This window comes from Streptomyces sp. Pv4-95 (assembly GCF_045782725.1).
Classification (GTDB): Bacteria; Actinomycetota; Actinomycetes; order Streptomycetales; family Streptomycetaceae; genus Streptomyces.
Window position 1 is genome coordinate 3,651,416 of record NZ_CP127172.1, and the last position, 23,859, is coordinate 3,675,274.

The 23,859-nt window shown below is 72.5% G+C and carries 21 protein-coding genes; 10 read left to right on the forward strand and 11 right to left on the reverse strand.

The window, feature by feature from the left end; all coding sequences use genetic code 11:
* Positions 1–121 precede the first annotated feature (121 nt).
* The 3 genes from QOM21_RS16020 to QOM21_RS16030 form a co-directional block, all read right to left on the reverse strand.
* Positions 122–790: a TetR family transcriptional regulator gene (locus QOM21_RS16020; protein ID WP_407550754.1), complete on the reverse strand. Its 669-nt coding sequence runs from the start codon at positions 788–790 to the stop codon at positions 122–124.
* The gene (locus QOM21_RS16025) at positions 787–1,611 is read right to left on the reverse strand and encodes a sugar phosphate isomerase/epimerase family protein (protein WP_407550756.1); all 825 of its coding nucleotides are present in this window, start codon (positions 1,609–1,611) and stop codon (positions 787–789) included. The genes QOM21_RS16020 and QOM21_RS16025 overlap by 4 nt, the downstream gene beginning before the upstream one ends.
* Positions 1,612–1,795: 184 nt before the next feature.
* Entirely contained in the window at positions 1,796–2,728 is a 933-nt protein-coding gene (locus QOM21_RS16030) for a Ppx/GppA family phosphatase (RefSeq protein ID WP_407550758.1), read from the reverse strand.
* Positions 2,729–2,847: 119 nt separating this feature from the next.
* Between QOM21_RS16030 and QOM21_RS16035 the strand changes: the two genes are divergently transcribed.
* The gene (locus tag QOM21_RS16035; protein ID WP_407550759.1) at positions 2,848–3,699 is read left to right on the forward strand and encodes a hypothetical protein; all 852 of its coding nucleotides are present in this window, start codon (positions 2,848–2,850) and stop codon (positions 3,697–3,699) included.
* Between the two features lie 67 nt (positions 3,700–3,766).
* On the opposite strand, the gene QOM21_RS16040 is transcribed toward QOM21_RS16035, so the two are convergent.
* Positions 3,767–5,608, reverse strand: coding sequence for a BACON domain-containing protein (locus QOM21_RS16040; protein WP_407550761.1), 1,842 nt, complete (start codon positions 5,606–5,608; stop codon positions 3,767–3,769).
* Between the two features lie 298 nt (positions 5,609–5,906).
* Between QOM21_RS16040 and radA the strand changes: the two genes are divergently transcribed.
* Both radA and disA read left to right on the forward strand, forming a co-directional pair.
* Positions 5,907–7,319 (forward strand): DNA repair protein RadA, encoded by a 1,413-nt coding sequence (gene radA / locus QOM21_RS16045; protein WP_398558202.1) that lies wholly within the window; start codon positions 5,907–5,909, stop codon positions 7,317–7,319.
* Between the two features lie 127 nt (positions 7,320–7,446).
* On the forward strand, positions 7,447–8,592 hold the full coding sequence (gene disA / locus QOM21_RS16050; RefSeq protein WP_407550764.1) for a DNA integrity scanning diadenylate cyclase DisA: 1,146 nt from the start codon (positions 7,447–7,449) through the stop codon (positions 8,590–8,592).
* A 70-nt stretch (positions 8,593–8,662) separates the two neighbouring features.
* On the opposite strand, the gene QOM21_RS16055 is transcribed toward disA, so the two are convergent.
* The 3 genes from QOM21_RS16055 to QOM21_RS16065 form a co-directional block, all read right to left on the reverse strand.
* On the reverse strand, positions 8,663–9,658 hold the full coding sequence (locus QOM21_RS16055; protein ID WP_407550765.1) for an NAD-dependent epimerase/dehydratase family protein: 996 nt from the start codon (positions 9,656–9,658) through the stop codon (positions 8,663–8,665).
* 181 nt (positions 9,659–9,839) lie between these two features.
* On the reverse strand, positions 9,840–10,682 hold the full coding sequence (locus QOM21_RS16060) for a hypothetical protein (RefSeq protein ID WP_407550767.1): 843 nt from the start codon (positions 10,680–10,682) through the stop codon (positions 9,840–9,842).
* Positions 10,683–10,943: 261 nt separating this feature from the next.
* Positions 10,944–11,432: a pyridoxamine 5'-phosphate oxidase family protein gene (locus tag QOM21_RS16065; RefSeq protein WP_407550768.1), complete on the reverse strand. Its 489-nt coding sequence runs from the start codon at positions 11,430–11,432 to the stop codon at positions 10,944–10,946.
* Between the two features lie 381 nt (positions 11,433–11,813).
* Here QOM21_RS16065 and QOM21_RS16070 point away from each other — a divergent pair, with 381 nt between their 5' ends.
* Both QOM21_RS16070 and QOM21_RS16075 read left to right on the forward strand, forming a co-directional pair.
* Positions 11,814–12,773, forward strand: coding sequence for an A/G-specific adenine glycosylase (locus QOM21_RS16070; protein ID WP_407550770.1), 960 nt, complete (start codon positions 11,814–11,816; stop codon positions 12,771–12,773).
* A 458-nt stretch (positions 12,774–13,231) separates the two neighbouring features.
* Complete coding sequence (locus QOM21_RS16075; protein ID WP_393896442.1) at positions 13,232–13,783, forward strand: SigE family RNA polymerase sigma factor; 552 nt, start codon at positions 13,232–13,234, stop codon at positions 13,781–13,783.
* A gap of 60 nt (positions 13,784–13,843) precedes the next feature.
* On the opposite strand, the gene QOM21_RS16080 is transcribed toward QOM21_RS16075, so the two are convergent.
* On the reverse strand, positions 13,844–14,044 hold the full coding sequence (locus QOM21_RS16080; protein WP_407550772.1) for a hypothetical protein: 201 nt from the start codon (positions 14,042–14,044) through the stop codon (positions 13,844–13,846).
* Between the two features lie 19 nt (positions 14,045–14,063).
* Here QOM21_RS16080 and QOM21_RS16085 point away from each other — a divergent pair, with 19 nt between their 5' ends.
* The 3 genes from QOM21_RS16085 to cseC are packed head-to-tail and all read left to right on the forward strand — an operon-like array spanning position 14,064 to position 16,591.
* Entirely contained in the window at positions 14,064–14,570 is a 507-nt protein-coding gene (locus QOM21_RS16085) for a hypothetical protein (RefSeq protein WP_407550774.1), read from the forward strand.
* Positions 14,571–14,579: 9 nt separating this feature from the next.
* Positions 14,580–15,281, forward strand: coding sequence for a two-component system response regulator CseB (cseB, locus tag QOM21_RS16090; RefSeq protein ID WP_407550776.1), 702 nt, complete (start codon positions 14,580–14,582; stop codon positions 15,279–15,281).
* Positions 15,282–15,289: 8 nt separating this feature from the next.
* Positions 15,290–16,591, forward strand: coding sequence for a two-component system sensor histidine kinase CseC (gene cseC / locus QOM21_RS16095; protein WP_407550778.1), 1,302 nt, complete (start codon positions 15,290–15,292; stop codon positions 16,589–16,591).
* Between the two features lie 21 nt (positions 16,592–16,612).
* Here the strand turns inward: cseC and QOM21_RS16100 are convergent, their stop codons facing one another.
* Both QOM21_RS16100 and QOM21_RS16105 read right to left on the reverse strand, forming a co-directional pair.
* Positions 16,613–17,086, reverse strand: a complete 474-nt coding sequence (locus QOM21_RS16100) for a VOC family protein (protein WP_407550780.1) — start codon at positions 17,084–17,086, stop codon at positions 16,613–16,615.
* Positions 17,087–17,302: 216 nt separating this feature from the next.
* Positions 17,303–18,910 (reverse strand): MDR family MFS transporter, encoded by a 1,608-nt coding sequence (locus tag QOM21_RS16105; protein ID WP_407550782.1) that lies wholly within the window; start codon positions 18,908–18,910, stop codon positions 17,303–17,305.
* Between the two features lie 134 nt (positions 18,911–19,044).
* Here QOM21_RS16105 and QOM21_RS16110 point away from each other — a divergent pair, with 134 nt between their 5' ends.
* Positions 19,045–19,659: a TetR/AcrR family transcriptional regulator gene (locus tag QOM21_RS16110; RefSeq protein ID WP_407550784.1), complete on the forward strand. Its 615-nt coding sequence runs from the start codon at positions 19,045–19,047 to the stop codon at positions 19,657–19,659.
* Here the strand turns inward: QOM21_RS16110 and QOM21_RS16115 are convergent.
* Positions 19,641–20,312: a M23 family metallopeptidase gene (locus tag QOM21_RS16115; protein WP_393896450.1), complete on the reverse strand. Its 672-nt coding sequence runs from the start codon at positions 20,310–20,312 to the stop codon at positions 19,641–19,643. The two genes, QOM21_RS16110 and QOM21_RS16115, sit on opposite strands and share 19 nt — an antisense overlap.
* Positions 20,313–21,132: 820 nt before the next feature.
* Here QOM21_RS16115 and QOM21_RS16120 point away from each other — a divergent pair.
* Entirely contained in the window at positions 21,133–23,763 is a 2,631-nt protein-coding gene (locus tag QOM21_RS16120; RefSeq protein WP_407550786.1) for an NACHT domain-containing protein, read from the forward strand.
* The last annotated feature ends 96 nt before the right edge of the window (positions 23,764–23,859 follow it).

The window sequence follows — 23,859 nt, forward strand, 5'->3', positions numbered from 1 at the left end:
AGCTGAGCTTCGAGATTACGCCCCTGATCCAAGATCCGGACGCGCCCTCCGCGATGTGAGACAACTGCCCGCAGTACGGACACCACGGGCGGGCCCTGCCGACACGCGCGGCGGGCCCGGCTCACGGCTGGGTCAGATACCTCTGCAGGGTCGGCGCGACCATCGCGATGATCTCCTCGACCTCCGCGGAGGCGACCGGCTCCATCTTGATCACGTAGCGCAGCATGGCGATCCCGATGAGGTGCCCGGCGGCCATCTGCACGCGGAACTTCGGGTCGGCCACCTGGAGCTCACCGGCCACCCGCTGCAGCAGCCGGCGCTCGATGAGCCCCCGCAGGACCGTGGCGGCGGTGTCGTTGGTGAGCGCCGAGCGCATGATCGCCAGCAGCGGCTGCCGGCTGACCGGGTTCTCCCAGACGGCGAACATGAAGCGGGCCATCCGCTCGCCCACGTCGGCGCCGCCGCCCGCGATCGCCTCCGGCATGGTCATCGCGGGGGCGAAGGACATCTCGATGGCCGCCGCGAAGACCTGCTCCTTGGTACCGAAGTAGTGGTGCACCAGCGCCGCGTCCACCCCGGCCGCCTTGGCGATGCCGCGGACCGAGGTCTTGTCGTAGCCCCGCGCGGCGAACTCGGTGCGGGCCGCGGCGAGGATCCGCTCACGCGCCCCCGGACCGGCTTCGGCCCCGGCGCGGGCCGGACGGCCCCGTCTGCGGGCGGCCGGTGCGGCGTCCGGCTCCTCACCGGGCGAGGCGGCGTCCGACGCGCCCGCGTCCCGCCCACCGCTCACGAGCCCGGCACCCAGGTCGGCGAGGCGAGATGGAGCCGGGTGAAGGCCAGCGCCTCGGCCAGGTCGGCTTCGCGTTCGGCCGCGGACATCGCCCGGCGGGTGTTGACCTCGACGACCACATGCCCGTCGAAGCCGGTGGCCGCCAGCCGCTCCAGCAGTTCGGCGCAGGGCTGGCTGCCGCGTCCTGGCACCAGATGCTCGTCCTTGGCGGAGCCGTTGCCGTCGGCGAGGTGGACATGCGCCAGCCGGTCGCCCATCCGCCCGACCATGTCCAGCGCGTCGTTGCGGGCCGTGGAGGTGTGCGAGAGGTCGACGGTGAAGTGCCGGTAGTCGTCGTTGGTCGGGTCCCAGTCCGGCGCGTACGCCAGCATCTCGCGGTCCCGGTAGCGCCACGGGTACATGTTCTCGACGGCGAACTTCACATCCGTCTCGTGCTCCATCCGCCACACACCGCGCACGAACTCCCGTGCGTAGGCGCGCTGCCAGCGGAAGGGCGGGTGCACCACGACGGTCGAGGCGCCCAGCTTCTCCGCGGCATTGCGCGCCCGCTGGAGCTTGACCCACGGGTCGCTGGACCACACCCGCTGGGTGATCAGCAGACACGGTGCGTGCACGGCGAGCACCGGCACGCCGTGGTAGTCCGAGAGCCGGCGCAGCGCCTCGATGTCCTGGCTGACCGGGTCGGTCCACACCATGACCTCGACGCCGTCGTATCCCAGGCGCGCGGCGATCTCGAAGGCCGTCGCCGTCGACTCCGGATAGACCGAGGCCGTGGACAGGGCGACCTTCGCATCCGGGATGCGCACCACTGGCTCTGTCACGTGGGACAGCGTACGGGCCGAGGCCCGGCCCATGGAGGGAGGTCCGGACGACCGGCTTCCGCGCCTGGCGGCATCCCTGCCGCTCCGTGTGAGGCCCGGGGGCGGTGAGGCGGGGATCTAAGGGTGTGGCGCGCCCCCGGGCCCTGCGCGGAGTGTGACGCGTCTTACGCCGACGGGGCGTGCCTCATGTCGTGGGCAGATGGTCGAGCCGCCGCAGGATGACACCCTCGCGCAGCGCCCACGGGCAGATGTCCAGCGTCTCGACCCCGAACAGGTCCATCGCCGCCTCGGCGACCAGCGCCCCGGCGAGCAGCTGGCGGGAGCGGCCCTCGGACACCCCGGGCAGCTCGGAGCGCTCCAGCGCGGACATCCCGCCCAGCTTCGGCACCCACTCCTCCAGCTTCTTGCGGGACAGCTCGCGCTGGACGTACAGCCCCTCGGCGGAGCGGGCCGCGCCCGCGATCCGGGCGAGCTGCTTGAAGGTCTTGGAGGTGCCGACGACGTGATCGGGCGTTCCGTAGCGGGTGAAATCGCTCACCACGCGGGCGATCTCGGCCCGGACGCGGCGGCGCAGCGCCCGTACGTCGTCGGCGTCGGGCGGGTCGCCGGGCAGGTCGCTGCCGGTCAGCCGGCCCGCGCCGAGCGGCAGCGAGGCCGCCACGTCGGGCTCCTCGTCGAGGCCGTAGGCGATCTCCAGCGAGCCGCCGCCGATGTCCAGCACCAGCAGCCGGCCGGCGGACCAGCCCAGCCAGCGACGGGCCGCGAGGAAGGTGAGCCGCGCCTCGTCCTCGCCGGAGAGCACCCGCAGCTCGACGCCGGTCTCCAGGGCGAGGCGGCGCAGCACCTCCTCGCTGTTGGACGCCTCACGCACCGCGGAGGTGGCGAACGGCAGGACGTCCTCGACGCCCTTGTCCTCGGCCACCTGCATCGCGTCGCGGAGGGTGTGCACCAGCCGCTCCACCCCGGCTTCGCTGATCGCGCCGTCCTCGTCGAGGAGTTCGGCGAGGCGCAGCTCCACCTTGTGCGAATAGGCGGGCAACGGGCGCGCGCCCGGGTGCGCGTCCACCACCAGGAGATGGACCGTATTCGAACCCACATCGAGGACACCGAGTCTCATACGGGGAAACCTACTGCCGGGGCGGTGACCGGTGGTCGGCCGCCCTCCACCCGGGGTCGCCGGCGGCGCCCGGGGGCGACGTGGACGAGCCACCGGCACCCAGGTCGTAGGCTGGAGTGGTGGCTAAGACGAAAAAGGCGAAGCAGGAGAAATCCCTGAAGAAGGATGCAAAGCGGCGCACTCCCGGGGACAAGGGAGCGCAGCCCGCGCACGGGGCTCCGGCCGACGAGGTCGGCCTCGACTTCGCCCGCGCCTGGGTCACCTTCCCCGACCCGGCCGACGACGAGCAGCTCTTCCGCTGCGACCTGACCTGGCTGACCTCCCGGTGGACGTGCATCTTCGGCAGCGGCTGCCAGGGCATCCAGGCCGGTCGCGCGGACGACGGCTGCTGCACGCTCGGCGCGCACTTCTCCGACGAGGACGACGAGAAGCGGGTGGCCGAGAACGTGGCCCGGCTCACGCCGGACCTCTGGGAGTTCCACGACGTCGGCACCTCGTCCGGCTGGGTGCAGGAGGACGAGGACGGCGAGCGGCAGACCCGGCGCTGGGAGGGCTCGTGCATCTTCCAGAACCGCCCCGGTTTCGCGGCCGGCGCCGGCTGCTCGCTGCACATCCTCGCGCTGCGCGAGGGCAAGGAGCCGCTGGAGACCAAGCCGGACGTCTGCTGGCAGCTGCCGGTCCGGCGCACCTACGACTGGATCGACCGGCCGGACGACACCCAGATCCTCCAGGTCACGATCGGCGAGTACGACCGCCGCGGCTGGGGCGCCGGCGGCCATGACCTGCACTGGTGGTGCACCTCGGCGACCTCCGCGCACGGTGCGGGCGACCCGGTGTACGTGTCGTACAAGCCGGAGCTCACCGAACTGATGGGCAAGAAGGGCTACGCCAAGCTCGCGCAGCTCTGCGAGGAGCGGCTGGCGGCGACGCTGCCGATGGCGCCGCATCCGGCCGATCCGCCGCGGAAGTAGCGCCGCGGCGAGCGCAGTGCGCCCGCGTCGGGGCCGCCGGGTTGTCTCCCGGCGGCCCCGACGCGTTTCAGCCCGTCGGGGACCCGGTGTCCGGCGGAGGCGACGTCGGCGTCGGCTCGGTCGGGGTCGGGGTGGGGTCCGTGGGCGGTGTTGTCGGGTCCGTCGGGGTCGGCGTGGGGTCCGTGGGGGTGGGATCCGTGGGCGTCGGGTCCGTCGGCGTCGGGTCCGTGGGCCCGGGGTGGCTCGGGCCGGGGGCGGGACCGGTCGCGCCGTAGCCCTCCAGGGTGACCGCGCTGCCGCCGGGACCGATGGTGATCTTCGCCCGCCAGTGGCCCGCGGGCTCCCGGTCGTGGTCGACATAGACCGTGATCGTCGTGGACTCCCCCGGCCGCAGCTCCCCCGCCGTATGGCTGATCTGCAGCCAGGCGGCGCCGGAGGACGCCCGCCAGCGCACGGGGGCGCCGCCCGAGGCGCTGAGCGTGATGACGGTGGTGCCGCCGCTGGGCTGCGCGCTGACGGTCAGCCGCCCCGGACCCGTCCGCGCGCCCGTCGGCTCGCCGGGCCGCACCGGCGTGCCGTCGGCGCTGATCACCTCGACCGACACATCAGGGGTGCCCGCACCGGCGGAGAAGCCGGGCCCAGGGGTCGTCCGGGCGTTGCCCGCGTTCTCGTACGGACGGCCGTCCAGCTCGCCCGCGGTGTCCGACTCGTTGGCCGTCACCGACGGCGAGCCGTCCGCCTCGCCCGTCATCGGGGCGCTGCGATAGGCGGCCCACAGCGCCAGCACCGGCGCGGCGAGCACCGTGGCGACGACGGTGGTGGTCAGCGCCCGGCTGCGCAGCCGTCGGCGGCGGGCGGCCCGGTCCGTGGGAAGAACCGGGAATCCTCTGCGGTCGTACCTAGGAGAACCGTTTGCCCCGCCGCTGCGGCCCGCGCGTCCGGCGGCTGCCGCGGCGCCCCCACCCGCCACGCCCTCGGCACGGCCGGAGCGGGAGTGCAGCGCCGCCGCCAGCGCACCGAGCACCGCCTCGCGCGGGGCCGTGACCAGCGGCAACGCACCGTGGTCGGTGGGCGCGGTGCCCGGCCAGGGCCCGGCCGCGGTCGTCCGCTCGGCCATCCGCCGGCACTCCGCGCAGTCGTCGACATGGCGCACCAGCTCACGGCGGAGCGCCGCACCCAGCAGCATCTGGGTGTCGCCGGCCAGCCGCGCGACGTCGGGGCACCGGCCGAACTCGACGACGGCCAGCGCGGCGCGGGTCCGCTCGACCTCGCAGGACGCGGCGGCGAGCAGGGCGCGGGTGGCGACCGGCTCCGCGCCGAGCACCGCCGCGACCTCTTCCGCCGACAGGCGGTGGCGCACCGAGAGCTCCAGCGCCTCCCGCTGCTCGGGGGTCGTCCCGGCCGCCTCCGGCCAGGCCAGGGCGGCGAGTTCGCGCTGCCGTTCGTTGTCGGAGGCGGCGTCGGGGGCGGCGTCGGGGGCGGCGGCATCCGGTCCGGTGTGCTCGGCGAGCCGGCGCAGACAGCCCCAGCGGGCAAGGGCGTAGAGCCAGGGGCCGTAAAGGGCGGGCTCGGAGGGCCGCTTGCCGTGGTGCCGCTCGGCGAGCGCGAGCACCTCGCCCAGCACGGCGGTGGCCGCGTCGTGCGAGCACAGGACCGACAGGCAGTAGGTGAACAGCCCGTCCAGATGCGGGTCGTAGCGCTCCGGATACCCGGCACGATCCTGGCCCGCGGGGCCGCCGGGACTGTCGGTGCGGCCGGCGCGGTCCTGGCGGGCGGGCCGCTCCGGGTGCTGCGCGGGGTCGGGCGGGCCGGGCCGCTCGGAGGGCTGCGGCCGGCTCCGGCGGGGCGCGCCGCCGCGCGACCGGTGTGCGCCGGTGGTGTGCCTGGGGTGCTCGGGCCTACTGCTCATCACCCGGCGACGGTAGGCGGATGATGCAGCGGCTCACTCCCCCCTCGGTTGCTTTTAACCCTTACGGGTGACCATCTCCCTCAAAAGGGGACACCAACTGCCCCATCCGCCGCTGAATGCGCTCGGCGTGCGCCGCTCGGTCGGCCCAACCTCGACGGACGACGGCGCCGAATCACGGCAGCTGGCGACGGCTCCGGACGACGACGGCGGGCGAGCGCCGAAAGCAGTGACCGGTGCCCCGCTGCTCCGCGACCGCTCGGGTGCGGGCGTTGTCCTACCCCGCCGCTACGGTGACTCCATGGCAACCCGTAAAACATCGGCCAAGGAGCGCCCCTCCTACCGCTGCACCGAGTGCGGATGGACGACCGCGAAGTGGCTCGGCCGCTGCCCGGAGTGCCAGGCGTGGGGCACGGTCGAGGAGTTCGGCGGCGCCCCCGCGGTGCGCACCACCGCGCCCGGCCGGGTCACCACCGCCGCGCTGCCCATCGGTCAGGTCGACGGGCGGCAGGCCACCGCCCGCTCGACCGGTGTGCCGGAGCTGGACCGGGTGCTGGGCGGCGGCCTGGTGCCCGGCGCGGTGGCACTGGTCGCCGGGGAGCCCGGCGTCGGCAAGTCCACCCTCCTGCTGGACGTCGCCGCCAAGGCCGCCTCCGGCGACCACCGCACGCTGTACGTCACCGGGGAGGAGTCCGCGAGCCAGGTCCGGCTGCGCGCCGACCGCATCGGCGCCATCGACGACCACCTGTATCTGGCGGCCGAGACCGATCTGTCCGCCGTGCTCGGCCACCTGGACACCGTCAAGCCGTCGCTGCTGATCCTGGACTCGGTGCAGACCGTCGCCTCCCCGGAGATCGAGGGGGCTCCCGGCGGCATGGCCCAGGTCCGCGAGGTCGCCGGCGCGCTGATCCGCGCGTCCAAGGACCGCGCGATGTCCACGCTCCTGGTCGGCCACGTCACCAAGGACGGCGCCATCGCGGGCCCCCGTCTGCTGGAGCATCTCGTCGATGTGGTCCTGAGCTTCGAGGGCGACCGGCACGCCCGGCTGCGCCTGGTGCGCGGCGTCAAGAACCGCTACGGCACCACCGACGAGGTCGGCTGCTTCGAGCTGCACGACGAGGGCATCACCGGCCTCGCCGACCCCTCGGGCCTCTTCCTGACGCGCCGCGCCGAGCCGGTGCCCGGCACGTGCCTGACGGTCACCCTCGAAGGCCGCCGCCCACTGGTCGCCGAGGTCCAGGCGCTCACCGTCGACTCCCAGATCCCCTCCCCGCGGCGCACCACCTCCGGGCTGGAGACCTCCCGGGTCTCGATGATGCTGGCCGTCCTGGAGCAGCGCGGCCGGATCAGCGCGCTGGGCAAGCGCGACATCTACAGCGCGACGGTCGGCGGCGTGAAGCTGACGGAGCCGGCCGCGGACCTCGCCGTGGCGCTCGCGCTGGCCAGCGCGGCGAGCGACACCCCGCTGCCGAAGAATCTCGTCGCCATCGGCGAGGTGGGGCTCGCGGGCGAGGTCAGGCGGGTCACCGGAGTGCAGCGCAGACTGTCCGAGGCGGCCCGGCTCGGCTTCACCCACGCCCTGGTCCCGTCCGACCCCGGCAAGATCCCCGACGGCATGCGGGTGCTGGAGGTGGCCGACGTCGGGCAGGCGCTGAGCGTGCTCCCCAAGCGGGTGCGACGGGAGGCCCCACAGGAAGAGGAGCAGCGCCGGTAGACTTTGCCCTGGTCTCGCCCGCCACCGCAGTCTTGCCGTCGGCCACGTACGCTCCGCTGGTACGTACGTCACCGCGGCACCGGCCGGGCGGCCTGCGGACCGACAGACCGTGCGACGGAGGAGTGCAGTGGCAGCCAACGACCGGGCATCGTCCCCTGGTGGCAGGTCTGGTTGGGTTCCGCCCTACCGAAGGTCGGGGGACACCGAGGGCCTGATGCGTGCCTCGCTGAGCGCCGTCGCGCCCGGTACGGCCCTGCGTGACGGCCTGGAGCGCATCCTCCGGGGCAACACCGGCGGCCTGATCGTGCTGGGCTTCGACAAGACCGTCGAGTCCATGTGCACCGGCGGCTTCGTGCTGGACGTGGAATTCACCGCGACCCGGCTGCGCGAGCTGTGCAAGCTCGACGGCGCGCTGGTCATCGACAAGGACATCACCAAGATCATGCGGGCCGGGGTGCAGCTGGTCCCGGACGCCTCCATCCCCACCGAGGAGACCGGCACCCGCCACCGCACGGCCCAGCGCGTCTCGATCCAGGCGGGCTTCCCCGTCGTCTCGGTCAGCCAGTCCATGCGGCTGATCGCGCTGTACGTCGACGGCGAGCGCCGCGTCCTGGAGGAGTCGGCCGCGATCCTCTCCCGGGCGAACCAGGCGCTGGCGACCCTGGAGCGCTACAAACTGCGCCTGGACGAGGTCGCCGGCACCCTGTCCGCCCTGGAGATCGAGGACTTGGTGACGGTCCGCGATGTCTCCGCGGTCGCCCAGCGCCTGGAGATGGTCCGCCGGATCGCCACCGAGATCGCCGAATACGTCGTCGAACTCGGCACGGACGGCCGGCTGCTCACCCTCCAGCTCGACGAGCTGATCGCCGGAGTGGAGCCCGAGCGCGAACTGGTCGTCCGCGACTACGTCCCCGAGCCGACCGCCAAGCGCTCGCGCACGGTCGTCGAGGCGCTCGCCGAGCTGGACGCGCTCAGCCACACCGAACTGCTCGAACTCCCCACCGTGGCCCGCGCGTTGGGCTACAGCGGCTCTCCCGAGACGCTGGACTCCGCGGTCTCGCCGCGCGGCTTCCGCCTGCTGGCGAAGGTCCCGCGGCTGCCCGGCACGGTCATCGACCGCCTCGTCGACCACTTCGGCGGCCTGCAGAAGCTGCTCGCCGCGAGCGTCGACGACCTTCAGGCGGTGGACGGCGTCGGCGAGGCCCGCGCCCGCTCGGTCCGCGAGGGCCTGTCCAGGCTCGCGGAGTCGTCGATCCTGGAGCGGTACGTCTGACGCTTCCGCGGCGCCCTCGCCACGAACGTTTCTGCGGCCCGCGCGGTGCACACCGCGCGGGCCGCTCACGTCAGCTCGTCACGCCCCGCAGCGCCGCCTCCTCCTTCTCCGGGGCGAGGCCGACCACCGGGCGGTCCGGGCGCTGCGGTGCCACTCCGCCGATGCTCCGCAGCCAGGTCCAGGTATCGGCGACCGTCTCCTCGACGGGACGGCAACGCAGGCCGTCGGCAACGGCCTTGGAGACATCGGCGCCGTACATGGTGTCGTGGAGCTCGCCCGCCGGCAGCCAGGCGGGCAGCTCCGACCAGGGCTCGATACCGGCGGCGAGCACGTCCTGCGGCGCCGTCCAGCGCAGCGCGGCATCCGAGCCGGTGACCCGCACGCAGCTCTCCAGCAGCTCCCCCATGGTGGCGTGCCCGGGCTCGCTCACCAGGTTGTACGCACCTCCGAGGCCGCCCTGCACCGCGTCCAGCGTCCACTGCGCAAGATCGCGGACGTCGATGTACTGCAGGGCCAGCTCACGCGGCCCCGGCGCGAGGACGGTGCCGCCGCGGGCGATCCGGTCCAGCCACCACGGCAGCCGTCCGATGTTCTCGTAGGGGCCGAGGATCAGGCCCGCCCTGACCAGCAGCGCCCGGTCCCCGAATACCTCGACCGCCGCCAGTTCGCCGCCCCGCTTGGCCTGCGCGTAGTCGTCGGCGTCGGTGGCGTCGGGGGACGCCTCCACCACCGGACCCTCCTCGTCGAGCCCGGCCGGGGCGGGGTAGGCGTACACCGACCGGCTGGAGACGTAGGCGTAGGTCCGGGCCCGGCCTGCCAGCAGCCGTGCCGCGTCCCGTACGGCCGCCGGGGAGCCGCTCCAGGTGTCGACGACGGCGTCCCACTCGCCTTCCCGCAGGGCCTTGAGGCCCTCGGCGTCCGCACGGTCGCCGTGCAGGGCCGTCACGCCCGCCGGCGGTGCGTGATGCCCGCGGTGGAACACGCTCACCTGCCACCCGCGCGCGAGCGCCGCCTCGGCGATCGCCCTGCCCACGAACTCGGTACCACCCAGCATCAGTAGCTTCATGCCGGTGACCCTGCCCCAGCACCGCGCCCGGGGCCACCACTCCACGCTGTCAGCGGAATCGCCTACAGCGGACAGGACTGTCCGCGCAGGTCAGAAGCGCGGGGATGGAGGGAGGCAGGCCAACTCCGCGGCATGACAGAAGGGTTGGCGACGGGAGGTCGCGGGCTCCGCAACGCCCGGGTCAGTCCTTGGCGAGGACGAAGGAGGTACGCGCGGTGGACAGCCCGGGGACCTTCGCCTCGATCAGATACGTGCCGGCCGGCACGGCGGCGGCGCTCGGCGTCGCGCACCGCGGGGCGCTCGCCCGGCGGTCCCATTCGACGACGCGCTTCGTGGAGCCCTTGGCCGGCACCTTCAGCAGCGCCGTACCGCTGCCCTCGGGGCAGTCCGCGGACACCCACACCCGGTCGTCGTCCGCGGTGTCGCTGATGGTGAGCACCGCGGCCTTCCGGCCGAGATCGACCTTGCAGGCCGAACCGCCGGAGTTCTTGACCGTCACCTCGAACTTCGGCTTCTCGCCCGGCGCGTAGGAGTTCTTCACGCTGTGCAGGGCCAAAGTGACCTTGCCGTTGGTGCAGTTGGGGACGGACGAGCCGGCCGGTACGGCGACGCCGCCCGACCCCTCACCGATCGGCAGGTTGGCACCGGCGCCACCGGAACCACCGGCGCCCGAGCCACCCGAACCGCCGGAACCACCGCTGCCGCCGCCGGACGCCGAACCGCCGCCCGCACCGCCGGAGCCGGAACCCGAACCGGAATCGCCGCCGCCGGCACCCGACTCGTCACGCCCGCCCGGCTTCTGACTGATCGCCGGGCCGGTGGAGGAAGGGCCGGGGGTGATGGAGGTGGCGGGTCCCGGGCGCTCCGATCCCTTGCCCTGGTTGTCGCCGGAGCTGTCACCGCCCCAGCTGACGACCCACACCACCAGGAGGGCGAGCAGGACGACGATGGCCAGCGCAACGGCCCTCCGCCGCCAGTAGATGGAGGAGGGAAGCGGCCCGATCGGATTGCGCAGTGATCCCACGCGGAAACTGTACGAGAGATCCGCCGCCGCACCGTCCAGTACCCGCCGTACGAAGCGGCAACTTTTCCCATGATCAGCCCGGAGAGCGGTCCCGGCCGCGTCCGCCCCCTCCCGGGGACACCCGTCCGACGGCCCATCCGGTCCGATCCGCCCTGGTCGGACCCCTTCCGACCGCTTCGCGACGGCGCCCGCCCGAGGCGGCCGGATCACATCCGTACCGCATGCGGCCCACGGCCCGCGGGGCGACGGGCGGAGGGCGGCCTACGAGTCGGCCGCCCGGTGCCACTCCTCCTTGTGACCGAAGCCCTGACCGTTGTCGATCAGCCGCAGCCAGTCCGGCCGCAGCTCCCACAGCGTGGTGCGCTCCAGGGCCCCGCGGAGCCGCTCGTCCGCCGTGACGAACGGGAAACGCTCGGTGTAGAGCCGCCAGCCGGCCGCCCGTTCCGCCTCGGCCAGCGGCCGGCAGTCTCCGCGTCCCTGCAAGCCGGTCAGCGCGCTCCACTCCTGGCCGTCGCGCTGCGCGGTGAACGCCACCCGCGCACCGGGCCCGGCCAGCGCCCGGCCGTGCCGGGTCGTGGTCGCCGTGACGAAGTACAGCGCGGGCCCGTCCGCCGCAGCCGGCGCCCGCGCGTCACTGGCGTACAGCACCGCGCACGCCTGCGGCCCGTCCTCGTCCGTATAGGCGAGGGTCATCGTCGAGTGCGCGGCCAGTGCCCGCCGGATCCCGTCCGGGCAGTTCATCCCAGTCATCCGGGCATCCTCACCCGTCACCGTCGCGGCACACACACCGGCCCGCCCGGGGCCGCGCATGTCCGTGCGGGAACCCGCCCTGAGGCTCGGACGGCCTCCGAACGGGCCGCGTACGGCGCGTCGCGGGCCGCGCCACGCCGTCGGCGTGCGGCGAAAACCCGCTTTTTGCCGTGCTCCGCCGCCGCGCCGGGGTGCTGCGGCCGCCCGCCAGCGCCCGCCCGCAGGTCAGGGGCACGACACCGGTCGCCGTCCGGGGCCGCGGCGTACCGCCGGTAGCCGCCACCCGTAGGTACCCGGCCGTGCTGCGAGCGGGTGGGCGTGCGGCGGCGCGGGCCCGGTACGTTTCCCGGGCGCTCCTCCTCGTGCCAGGATCGGTGTGCCATGACTTCGACGCCTGCCCTCCCCACTGCCACGACCGCCGCCGCCGAGATCGCCTCCTCCGCCGCATCCGCCGTGGAGGCCGCCGACGGGACCGGCCTGCACGGCCCGGTCACCGACTGGTTCGACGAGCATGCCCGCGATCTGCCCTGGCGCCGCCCCGAGGCCGGCGCCTGGGGCGTGATGGTCAGCGAGTTCATGCTCCAGCAGACGCCGGTCAGCAGAGTGCTGCCGGTGTACGAGCAGTGGCTGGCCCGCTGGCCGCGCCCCGCCGACCTGGCCGCCGAGGCGCCGGGCGAGGCAGTGCGCGCCTGGGGCCGGCTCGGCTACCCACGGCGCGCGCTGCGCCTGCACGCCGCCGCGTCCGCCATACAGGAGCGCCACGGCGGTGACGTACCGCGTGAGCACGGCCAGTTGCTGGCGCTGCCCGGTGTCGGCGAGTACACCGCCGCGGCCGTCGCGTCGTTCGCCTACGGGCAGCGGCACGCGGTGCTGGACACCAATGTGCGCCGGGTCTTCGCCCGCGCGGTCGTCGGCCGCCAGTACCCGCCGAACGCCACCACCGCCGCCGAACGCAAGCTCGCCCGCGCGCTACTGCCCGAGGACGAGACCCTCGCGGCGCGCTGGGCGGCGGCCACGATGGAGCTGGGCGCGCTGGTGTGCACGGCGCGCTCACCGGAGTGCGGACGCTGCCCGATCGCCTCGCAGTGCGCCTGGCGGGTGGCCGGATCCCCGGTGCACGAGGGCCCGCCGCGCCGCGTGCAGACGTACGCCGGCACCGACCGGCAGGTACGCGGCAAGCTGCTGGCCGTCCTGCGCGAGGCCGTCTCGCCGGTGCCGCAGGTCGTACTGGACTCGGTGTGGGACGAGCCGGTGCAGCGCGCCCGTGCGCTGGACGGGCTGGTCTCCGACGGCCTGGTGGAGCCGCTGGCCGGCGGCCGCTACCGACTGCCGCTGACCTGACGCAAGGGGCGCGCCCGGCCCGTATGCAGGCCACGCACCGACCGACCGGACGGGGCACGCCGCATGGAGCGTGCCGCCCTCCCATGGGCCGGCCCCTTCACTCCGGGGCCGGCCGGTCGCGGGGTCCGGGGCACGTCTCGGGGTCCGCTGATGACGGATCAGCCGCCGGGCGGGGAGCGTCCACGAGGCCCGGACGGTCCTTCGACTCCGGCCGCCACCAGGCCGGTAGCCCTTGCGACGGGGAGCCTTGTCCGTCCGGAGGATGACCCACCAAGGCCCTGCGTCCGTCCGAGGTATGACCCCCGGCGGGCTGTTACACAACCGAGGGTTTTCCGTGCACTCGCTGTGGGGCCGACGCACATTACGCCGCAACACCCCCTCCGTAGCGTCTTCCTCGTGCTGGAGATGACCACCAGCGCGGTCAACGTGGGGAACGCAAGCGGATCGGAGGCGTCGGAATGGCGACCAGCGGCGGCAAGGTACTGGACTTCGAGGAATACGTACGTACGCGGCAGGAGGCCCTGCTGCGCAGCGCGCGACGGCTGGTACCCGACCCGGTCGACGCCCAGGACCTGCTGCAGACGGCCCTGGTCCGCACGTACGGGCGCTGGGACGGTATAGCGGACAAGTCACTGGCGGACGCCTACCTCCGCCGCGTCATGATCAACACCAGGACCGAGTGGTGGCGCGCCCGCAAGCTGGAGGAAGTGCCCACCGAGCAGCTTCCGGACGCCAGCGTCGACGACGGCACCGAGCAGCGCGCCGACCGCGCCCTGCTGATGGACATCCTCGGCGTACTGGCTCCCAAACAGCGCAGTGTGGTCGTCCTGCGACACTGGGAGCAGATGAGCACCGAGGAGACCGCGGCGGCGCTCGGCATGTCCACGGGTACGGTCAAGAGCACCCTGCACCGCGCGCTGGCGCGGCTGCGTCAGGAGCTGGAGAACCGCGACATCGACGCGCGGATGCTGGAGCGCGGGGAGCAGGAGAGGGACCGGTGCGCGGCCTGAGCGGCGGCTTACGGCACCGGGTACCGGGTGCCTCCCGGCGCACAGCTCGGCGCGCGACAATCACCAGAGGAACAGCGGCGGAATCGGCGGCTGTGCGAGCAGCACGGTGAGCAGGAGCGGATTGACCAGGAACAGGTTGACCAGAAGCGGGTTGACCAAGGGCGGCGCGGCCACGGCGGGGGTGGCCGCCGTCGGCCTTTTGCTGGCCGGATGCAATCCGGGCGGCGAGGGCGTCCGTGCCGAGGGGACGGCGAGCAGCACGCCCGCGCCCAAGGGAGCGGTGTCCTCTCCCGCCCCGACCTCCAGCGCCCAGTACAAGAAGGTCGACGCGGTCGCGCTGGTGAAGTCCGACCCGGAAGTCGGCGCCGATGTGAAGAAGTCCCTCGCCGAGCCCTGCGCGGCCGACGAGTACCCGGTCGAGGTGTCCCACGCGTCACTGACCGGCGGAAAGTCGCCTGACATCATCGTCAACGTCATGACCTGCGCGGACTCCGTCGGCATCGGCGCGTACGTCTACCGCAGGGACGGCGGTTCGCGCAGCGGGTACGACAACGTGTACGCCAATGAGCAGCCCTCGGTCTCCGCCGGGGCCACCAACGGCTACCTGGAGGTCTCGCTGCAGACCTATGACACGGATGACAAGGTGTGCTGTCCTTCCGGTGAGGATGTGATGACCTACCGGTGGGCGGGCGGCCGCTTCACCGAGAACACCGAGCGCCACACCGACTACAGCAAGACCACCACCGACGGCAGCGAGCCGGAGGACAGCACCCAACGGGAGGGTTGAGACAACCGCATGGCCGACACCCATGTGCTCTTCGTCGAGGACGACGACGTCATCCGCGAGGCCACCCAACTCGCGCTGGAGCGGGACGGCTTCGTCGTCACGGCGATGCCCGACGGCCTGGCCGGCCTGGAGGCGTTCCGCGCCGACCGCCCCGACATCGCGCTGCTGGACGTGATGGTGCCCGGGCTCGACGGGGTCAGCCTGTGCCGGCGGATCCGTGACGAGTCCACGGTTCCCGTGATCATGCTGTCGGCCCGCGCCGACTCCATCGACGTGGTGCTCGGCCTGGAAGCCGGTGCCGACGACTACGTCACCAAGCCGTTCGACGGCGCGGTGCTGGTCGCCCGGATCCGCGCGGTGCTGCGCCGCTTCGGGCACGCCGGCGGCGCGGACCGCGCGGCCTCCCCGGGCGCGGCGCCCGCCGAGGCCGTCCTGCGCTTCGGTGACCTGGAGGTGGACACCGAGGGCATGGAGGTCCGCAAGGGCGGCGAGAACGTCGCGCTGACGCCCACCGAGATGCGCCTGCTGCTGGAGTTCTCCGACGCGCCCGGTACGGTCCTCTCCCGCGACCGGCTGCTGGAGCGGGTGTGGGACTACGGCTGGGGCGGGGACACCCGGGTCGTGGACGTCCACGTCCAGCGGCTGCGCGGAAAGATCGGCCAGGACCGGATCGAGACGGTCCGCGGCTTCGGATACAAGCTGAGAGGCTGAGCCCCGCGGTGGTCAGGCTGGCCCTGCGGACGGGTCTGAGATGGAAGCTCAGCGCCGCGATCGCGCTCGTCGGAGCGCTGGTCGCGATCGCGCTGAGCATTGTCGTGCACAACGCCGCCCGCGTCTCGATGCTCGACAACAGCCGCGATGTGCAGGTCGAGCGGCTCAACTTCACCGAGAAGATCTTCGAGTCGACGAACCGGCTGCAGTTCGGCGCGAAGATCGACGACCCCGCCCTGCCGCAGGAGCTGCGCGACGAGGTCGCCAAGAACACCCGGGCCACCTACCTCCAGGACACCGGGCAGACCGCCCCCGAGGTATGGGCCGCCGCGCCGATCGGCAACGGCCGGGTGCTGTCCATGCACGACAGCTTCCCCGACCGGTTCGCCGTGCTGGACGACCTCGACCGCGCGCTGCTCGTCGGCTCCACCGCGGTCGTGGTCGGCGGCTGCGCGCTGGGTGTGCTGGTCGGCGGCCGGCTCTCCCAGCGGCTGCGCAAGGCGGCGGCCGCCGCCGGGAAGCTCGCCGACGGCGACACCTCGGTCCGCATCCGCGACGAGGTCGGCGGCCGGGTCCGGGACGAGACCGACGACCTGGCCTGGGCGGTCGACGCCATGTCCGACGCCCTCCAGCAGCGCATCGAGGCGGAGCGCCGGGTCACCGCCGACATCGCCCATGAACTGCGCACCCCGGTCACCGGCCTGCTGACCGCCGCCGAACTGCTGCCCCCCGGCCGCCCCTCCGAGCTGGTGCGCGACCGGGCGCAAGCGCTGCGCACGCTCGTCGAGGACGTGCTGGAAGTGGCCCGGCTGGACGGCTACGCGGAGCGGGCCGAGCTCCAGGGCGTCACGCTCGGCGAATTCGTCTCCCGCCGGGTCCGGGCCCTCGACCCGGACATCCACATCGATGTCGTACGGGACGCGGAGGTCACCACCGACCCGCGCCGCCTGGAGCGCATCCTGGGCAACCTCATCGCCAACGCCGCCCGGCACGGCAAACCCCCGATCGAGGTCACCGTCGAGGGCCGGGTGCTGCGGGTCCGCGACCACGGGCCGGGCTTCCCCGAGGCGCTGCTGCGGGAAGGGCCGAGCCGCTTCAGGACCGGCAGCAGCGACCGGGCGGGCCGGGGCCACGGCCTGGGCCTGACCATCGCGGCCGGCCAGGCGCGGGTCCTCGGCGCGCGGCTGACATTCCGCAACGCCGACGCGGTCACCGACGGCTCGACAGGCGCCGTCTCCGTGCTGTGGCTGCCGGAGAACGCGCCGACCGATACCGGCAGCTTCCCCGTCCTCCACCTCCCCGACCGCTGAGGGCCGGGCCCGCCGCGCGGGTCAGACCTCGGTCCACTTCTCGTCGACGCAGTCGACCCAGCCCCGGTCCAGGTCGAGCTGCTCGCGCCGCTGGACCAGCGCGAACCGGTTGCCGGAGTCGTCGCGGAAGAGCGCCTCGGTGCCGTACGGCCGCTCCTGCGGCTCCTGGAGGAACTCCACTCCCCTGGCCCTGAGCTCGGTGTACTCGCCGTACACATCGTCGGTGGCCAGCACGCCCGCGCCCAGCACCCCCTTGCCGACCAGCTGCTTGAGGGAGGCGGCGGACTCCGCATCCATGCCGGGCGGCCCAGGCACCATCAGCGTCAGTTCGACCTCGGGCTGGCTCTTGGCGCCGACCGTGAGCAGGCGCGGGCCGCCCGCGCCGCCCATCCGCAGGTCCGTACGGACCTCCATGCCGAGCTTCTCGGTGTAGAACTCCTTGGCCCGGTTCTGGTCGAGCACCCAGACGGTGCTGATGGCGATGCCCTTGATCATGGTCTGCTCCTCACGGTGTCCCGCCCGTGACGGTCCCGGGCTGCGTGCGGACTTCTGCCATGTGCACGTGTGCCCGTTCACCGTAGGCAGGACCGCCCCCGCGGCGCTTCTCCGGCGGGACGTGTTTCCGCGGCGCCGCGCCCCTCCCACCGACAACGCGAGCGGCCCCCGGCGCGTACGCCGGGGGCCGCTCGGCCGTCATGCGGGGAGGCGGGGTCAGACAGACTCCGCCAGCGCCGGACGGTCCACCTGAGTGGTGCCCTCCTCGGGGCTCTCGGCCGGAGTGGCCGGGCCGCCGCGCAGCGGCACCTCCTTGAGGAACCAGGCCGCGGCGAAACCGATGACGCTGACGGCCGCGCCCCACAGGAAGACCTGGTGGGTGCCGGTGGCGACCGCGTGCAGGTAGGCGTCCTTGACCATGGGCGGCAGCTGGGCCAGGCCCTTGGGGTCCATCTGGGCCCCGCCGCTGGTCGCCTTCTCGCCGGCCCGGCCGATCCGCTCGGTCATCGCGGACTGCACCTGGTTGGTGAAGATCGCCCCGAAGATCGCGACGCCGAAGGAGCCGCCGATCGTGCGGAAGAGGGTCGCGGAGGAGGATCCGACGCCCATGTCCTTCATCTCGACGCTGTTCTGCGCGATCAGCATCGTGGTCTGCATCAGGAAGCCCATACCGGCGCCGAGCACCGCCATGTAGGCACCCGAGGTGAAGCGCGTGGTGTCGGTGTCCATCAGCGACAGCAGGGCGAGGCCCGCGGTGATCAGCCCGCCGCCCACCACGACGAAGATCTTGTACCTGCCGGACTGGGTGGTCACCCGGCCCGCGAACAGCGACACCACCATCATCGCCAGCAGCATCGGCAGCAGCAGCAACCCGGAGTTGGTGGCCGAGGCGCCCTGCACGGTCTGCTGGAACAGCGGCAGGAACGTCATCGACCCGAACATCACGAAGCCGACGAGGAAACCGATGAGGGTGACGAGCGAGAAGTTGCCGTTACGGAAGATGTGCAGCGGCAGCACCGGCTCGCTGACCTTGCGCTCCACCAGGACGAACAGCAGCAGCGCGACCACGCCGAGGATGCCGAGCCCGACGATCTGGGTCGAGAGCCAGTCGTACTCGGTGCCGCCCCAGGTGGTGATCAGCACCAGCGAGGTGATCCCGACGGTGAGCAGCGCGGCGCCGACGTAGTCGATCCGGGCCTGCGCCCGCTTCTTCGGCAGATGCAGCACCGCGGTCACCATGACCAGCGCGATCGCCCCGAGCGGGAGGTTGATGTAGAAGCTCCAGCGCCAGCCGAGGTGGTCGGTGATGGTGCCGCCGACCAGCGGTCCGCCGATCATCGCGACGGCCATCACACCGGCCATCATGCCCTGGTACTTACCGCGCTCCCGCGGCGGAATCAGATCGCCGATGATCGCCATGACGCCGACCATCAGACCGCCCGCGCCCAGGCCCTGGACCGCGCGGAAGCCGATCAGCTGGCCCATGTCCTGGGCCATTCCGGACAGCACCGAGCCGATCAGGAAGAGCACGATGGACGTCAGGAAGACGCCCTTGCGCCCGTACATGTCGCCGAGCTTGCCCCAGATCGGGGTCGAAGCGGCGGTGGCGAGCGTGTAGGCGGTGACCACCCATGACAGGTGCTCCAGACCGCCCAGCTCACCGACGATGGTCGGCATCGCGGTGCCGACGATCATGTTGTCCAGCATGGCCAGCAGCATCGCGATCATCAGCGCGAAGAGCACCACCCGCACGCTGGCGGGCTGCTTCCCCGAGGCCGCCGGTTTCTGCTGTTCCCCCGCTGGCGTCGCTTGTTTCTGCGACATCCCCCATCACTCCCACTTACTTGCCGCCCGGCTAGTTCAGTACAGTGATGAAGGTAAGCCGCCAACTAGCCGGTCGTCAAGTAAGTTAATTTGCGTCGCGCCGGACCGGCCACGACAACCGCAGGAGAGCAGCAATGGGCACACCGCAGGCGCGCAGGGGCAACACCCGACAGCGCATCCAGGACGTCGCCCTGGAGCTGTTCTCCGAGCACGGCTACGACAAGACCTCGCTGCGGGAGATCGCCGAGCAGCTGGATGTCACCAAGGCGGCGCTCTACTACCACTTCAAGACCAAGGAAGACATCGTCATCAGCCTGTTCCAGGACCTGGTCAGGCCCATCGACGAGCTGATCACCTGGGCCGAGGGGCAGCCGCGCACCCTGGAGACGAAGCAGGAGGTGATCCGCCGCTACAGCGAGTCGCTGCGGGCGGGCGAGCCCCTCTTCCGCTTCATGCAGGAGAACCAGGCCGCCGTCCGCGACCTCAGCATCGGCGAGACCTTCAAACGGCGGATGCTCTCGCTCTTCGACCTGCTCAAGGAGCCGGAGTCCGAGCTGACGGATCAGGTGCGCTGCATCACGGCGCTGTTCTCGCTGCACGCGGGCATGTTCGCGATGCAGAACGTGGAAGGCGACCCCGAGGAGAAGCGAGATGCACTCCTCGAGGTCGCCACAGAACTGGTCACGGCGGCCAACCCGCCGAGCCGCCGGCCAGCCCGGCCGGACTCAGCTCAGACAGAGTCGCCGTGAGCCCGCAGGAATCCGGTCGGCTCGACGCCCGTCCCGTAGTCGGGACCGGTGCGGACCTCGAAGTGCAGGTGCGGGCCGGAGGAGTTACCGGTGCTGCCGGACAGACCGATCTCCTGACCGGTACCGACCTGCTGCCCCACCTGGACCTTTATCGATGACAGGTGGGCGTACTGGGTGTACGTGCCGCCGTCGTGCTTGATCACGATGGCGTTGCCGTACGCGGGGCCGTCGCCGCCGCCGTTGGGACCGGCCTTGACGACGGTGCCCTTGTGCACGGCCTTGACCGCGGTGCCGCTGGGCACGACGAAGTCCTGGCCGCTGTGCTTGCTCGACCACATGTTGCCGGCCAGGCCGAAGGTCGAGCCCAGCGTGTACTTGTCGACCGGCTTGACCCAGCCGTTGGCCTTCTTCGCGGCGGCGGCCTTGGCCTTCGCCGCGGCCTGCTTGGCCTCGACGGCCGCCTTCGCCTGTGCGTCGGCCTGCGCGGTGACGGCCGAACCGACACCCGAGGTGAGGTTCATCAGGCCGCCGTCGGCCGCGGTGGCGACACCGGCGCCGAGCGCGACGGTGACGCCGACACCGGCGGCCACAACGACGCTGCGATTGCGCAGAGCGGACTTCTTGGCGTTAAAGAGAGTGGCGAACTTCGACATGCGGGTTTACCTCCGATGAGAAATGAACTTTCCGGCTGCGGACCGGGATAGCCATTCCTTGGTAACCCCTCGGCGCCACCTCGCCAAGGCCCCTTTCTACTAACCAATGCCGTACCGGAGGGTCGGGAAATAGACCCACGCCGGTACCGCCACCACCCCCTCACCAAACACCCGAAAACGGGCATACCGACCTGCTGCGGGCACCCCCCATACCCCAATTGAACTGGGCATTTACGCATACGCCCCGCAGACCCAGCCCGCCCGGACGCAACCCGTGCGCCACCCTTGTGCGCCAGGGGTACGGAACACCCCGCCACCTGGCGCCGCATTCTGCTAATTCCTTTAGTAGGGCCCAAATCGCCTGTGCGGCAAGTCACGAATACCTAAGATCCAATCCCTTTTCGCGGGCCTTTTGGGCGTCCGTTTCGGGACCTAAGACCTTTGTGACGTGGGTTACCGAAAGGCCCTGGGCCTTTGTGACGTGGGTTACCGAAAGGCGGAATCCTTTGTGACCCGGGTAACTCGAAAGGCCGAGAAATGTCCAAATTGGTAGGAAATGCGGGCCTCGGCGCCGCGGTCCGGCGTACGTGACCGGATCCGCCCGGCCGGACACCCCCCGGCGGATCCCACACACCCCCGGCGGGCCCGCACGGACACCCGCCCCCACCAGCACCGGCGCACGCCCGCCCCCGGCTCCCGCCCGCCGTACCCACCGGGCCCGGGCGCCCGCCCGGGCCCGTCCACACCTGCCCGCAGGCCCCGCCCTCGCCTAGGCTGAACCCTCAACGACCGTGTCCTGAAAAGCAGTTACGGGGAACGCATGGATCCCACGACCGTCGCCGCCCGCCTCAGCCCGCATGTCATCGATCCACTGATCCGCAAGCTCTTCGCCGAGGACGGCCCCCCGGCCGACCTCGTCGACCGCCCCGTACGCATCTCCCGCCTGGTCTCCTTCGCCGGTGAGAAGCGCACCCTGACCGAGCGGGACCTGGATCACATCGCCGCGGTCCTCGTCGAGCGGGCGCTGGACGGCGACGGGCCCGGCGAGCGCCTCATCGGCGCGCACGAGGACCGTGCCGTCACCGCAGCCCTGGCCCGCACCCTGCGGGCGCTGGACGAGATCGAGATGGACGACCTCCAGGCCGCCCGGCTGCTGCCCGCCGCGTTCGCCGGCCGCCTCCGCGAGACGGTGCCAGGCGTGACGGAAGGGCTCACCGAGCGCGGCGCGCGCCTCTACGGGCTGCTCCTGGACACCGCGGCCCTGCACATCCTGCACTTCTTCACCCGGCGCTCGGCGTTCGTCGCCCGCACCCTCACCGAGCAGAGCCGCACCCTCGCCGAGCTGCTCCACGGCCATGGGGCCCTCACCCCGGCGCCGTCCCGCTGCACCGAGGACGCCGCCTTCGAGGAGCGCTACGCCCACGCCACCGCCGTCCTCCACAACCACCTCACGATCTTCGGCATCGACCTCGCCCACTCCCCCGACAGCTGGCCGCTGGACACCGCCTACCTGGGGCTTCAGTGCGAGCCCGGCGCCCTCGACGACTCCGGCGGCACCGCACCCTGCGCCGACGGCACCCCACGGGACGCCGCCGGACAGGACGAGCCCCCGGTCCCCGCCGAGCAGGCGCTCTCCGGCCGCAGCAAGGTCATGGTCCGCGGCGTCGCCGGATCCGGTAAGACGACCCTGCTGCAGTGGCTGACGGTCGCCACCGCCCGCGACGAGCTGCCCGAGGCGCTGTCCGACCTCCGCGGAAAGATCCCGTTCCTGCTGCCGGTACGCCGCTTCGCCCGCGACGGCTTCCCCTCCCCCGCGACGTTCCTGACCGCCGTCGGCTACCCGCACGCCTCCTCCCAGCCGCCCGGCTGGGCCGAGCGCGTACTGACCGCGGGCCGCGCCCTGCTGCTGATCGACGGCATCGACGAGGCCCCGGAGAGCGACCGCGAGCAGGTACGCCGCAAGCTGCGCGACTGGACCGCCCGCTACCCGGGCAACGTCTGGATCGTCACGTCCCGGCCCTCCGCCGTACGCGACAACTGGCTCGCCGCCGAGGGCTTCACCGAGCTGGCCCTGGCGCCGATGAGCCGCGACGACATCGCCGCGTTCATCCAGCGCTGGCACCGCGCCGCCGCCCAGGAGAACCCCGCCGACCTCGACCGCCTCGGCCAGTACGAGCACACCCTGCTCAATGCCGTCCGCATCACCCGCGACCTCGGCCGGCTCGCCACCAACCCGTTGATGTGCGGCCTGCTGTGCGCCCTGCACCGCGACCGCCGCGGCTACCTCCCCAACGGCCGCAAGGAGCTCTACGACGCCGCGCTGTCGATGCTGCTGGAGCGCCGGGACCGCGAGCGCGCCATGGTCGCCACCGACGGCGTCGACCTGACCCGCCAGCCCAAGATCCAGCTGCTCCAGAAGCTGGCGCAGTGGATGCTGCTCAACGGCCGCTCCGAGATGGACAAGGACGTCGCGATCGCGACGCTCGCGGAGCATCTGCCCGCCATCCCCGACGCGGCCCGCCAGGGCGGACCCGAGGACGTCTTCCGCCACCTCCTCAACCGCACCGGGCTGCTGCGCGAGCCCACCCCCGGCACCGTCGACTTCGTGCACCGGACCTTCCAGGACTACCTCTCCGCCCGCGCCACGGTGCAGCGGCACGACTTCGGGCTGCTCCTGAAGCACGCCCACCACGACGACTGGGAGGACGTCATCCGGATGGCCGTGGCACTCGCCCGCCCGGACGAGTGCGCGGCCCTCCTGGACGGCCTGCTCGCCCCGTACGCCGGCGTACGCGCCGCCGAGGCCAGGCACCGCAAGCTGCTGGCCGCCGCCTGTCTGGAGCACGCCACCGAGCTGGACCCCGCGGTCCGCGCCCGCGTCCAGCGCTTCACCCGCGACATGGTGCGCCCCAGCACACCGTCCGCCGCCCGCGCCCTCGGCTGGATCGGGCCGATCGTGCTGGAAATGCTCCCCGACCCCACCGGCGTCCCCGACGACGAGGCCCATCTCCTCGCCATCACCGCGACCTCCATCGCCGACGACATGGCCATCGACTATCTGACCGGGCTGCGCGACCGGGCGCACCATGACATCCGGGCGCAGCTCGCGGGGGCCTGGCGCCGCTACGACACCGCCCGCTACGCCCGCGAGATCATCGCCCACCTGGAGCCGGCCGAACTGTACTTCCCGGTCTCCGACCTGGAGGAACTGCACGCGCTGCGCCGCCTGGGCGGCCGCCCGCACCTGCGGATCGCCGGGGCCTTCACCCCCGACCAGCTCATCGAGGGCATCGCCCCGGCCGACGGGCTGACCCGGCTGTGGCTCGGCTACGACCTGGGGGTCTCCATGGAGTGGCTGGCCGCCTTCCCCCGGCTGGAGATCCTCATGATCGGCAACCGCATCCGCCCGGTGACCGGCGTCCCCGAAGGCATCCGCGTCATCCAGCTCTAGCGCGCAGCGGCACTCCCCGGCCCGGCAGCCCCGTCAGCCCCTCCTGCCACACAGAACCGCCCCGGAACCGTAGGAAACGGTTCCGGGGCGGTTTCT

Excerpts from the sequence above, each read along its gene's own strand:
- QOM21_RS16030 (WP_407550758.1), bottom strand. The coding sequence starts at position 2,728 with ATGAGACTCGGTGTCCTCGATGTGGGTTCGAATACGGTCCATCTCCTG.
- QOM21_RS16040 (WP_407550761.1), bottom strand. The coding sequence starts at position 5,608 with ATGAGCAGTAGGCCCGAGCACCCCAGGCACACCACCGGCGCACACCGG.
- radA (WP_398558202.1), top strand. The coding sequence starts at position 5,907 with ATGGCAACCCGTAAAACATCGGCCAAGGAGCGCCCCTCCTACCGCTGC.
- QOM21_RS16055 (WP_407550765.1), bottom strand. The coding sequence starts at position 9,658 with ATGAAGCTACTGATGCTGGGTGGTACCGAGTTCGTGGGCAGGGCGATC.
- QOM21_RS16065 (WP_407550768.1), bottom strand. The coding sequence starts at position 11,432 with ATGACTGGGATGAACTGCCCGGACGGGATCCGGCGGGCACTGGCCGCG.
- QOM21_RS16070 (WP_407550770.1), top strand. The coding sequence starts at position 11,814 with ATGACTTCGACGCCTGCCCTCCCCACTGCCACGACCGCCGCCGCCGAG.
- QOM21_RS16075 (WP_393896442.1), top strand. The coding sequence starts at position 13,232 with ATGGCGACCAGCGGCGGCAAGGTACTGGACTTCGAGGAATACGTACGT.
- cseB (WP_407550776.1), top strand. The coding sequence starts at position 14,580 with ATGGCCGACACCCATGTGCTCTTCGTCGAGGACGACGACGTCATCCGC.
- QOM21_RS16100 (WP_407550780.1), bottom strand. The coding sequence starts at position 17,086 with ATGATCAAGGGCATCGCCATCAGCACCGTCTGGGTGCTCGACCAGAAC.
- QOM21_RS16105 (WP_407550782.1), bottom strand. The coding sequence starts at position 18,910 with ATGTCGCAGAAACAAGCGACGCCAGCGGGGGAACAGCAGAAACCGGCG.
- QOM21_RS16110 (WP_407550784.1), top strand. The coding sequence starts at position 19,045 with ATGGGCACACCGCAGGCGCGCAGGGGCAACACCCGACAGCGCATCCAG.
- QOM21_RS16115 (WP_393896450.1), bottom strand. The coding sequence starts at position 20,312 with ATGTCGAAGTTCGCCACTCTCTTTAACGCCAAGAAGTCCGCTCTGCGC.
- QOM21_RS16120 (WP_407550786.1), top strand. The coding sequence starts at position 21,133 with ATGGATCCCACGACCGTCGCCGCCCGCCTCAGCCCGCATGTCATCGAT.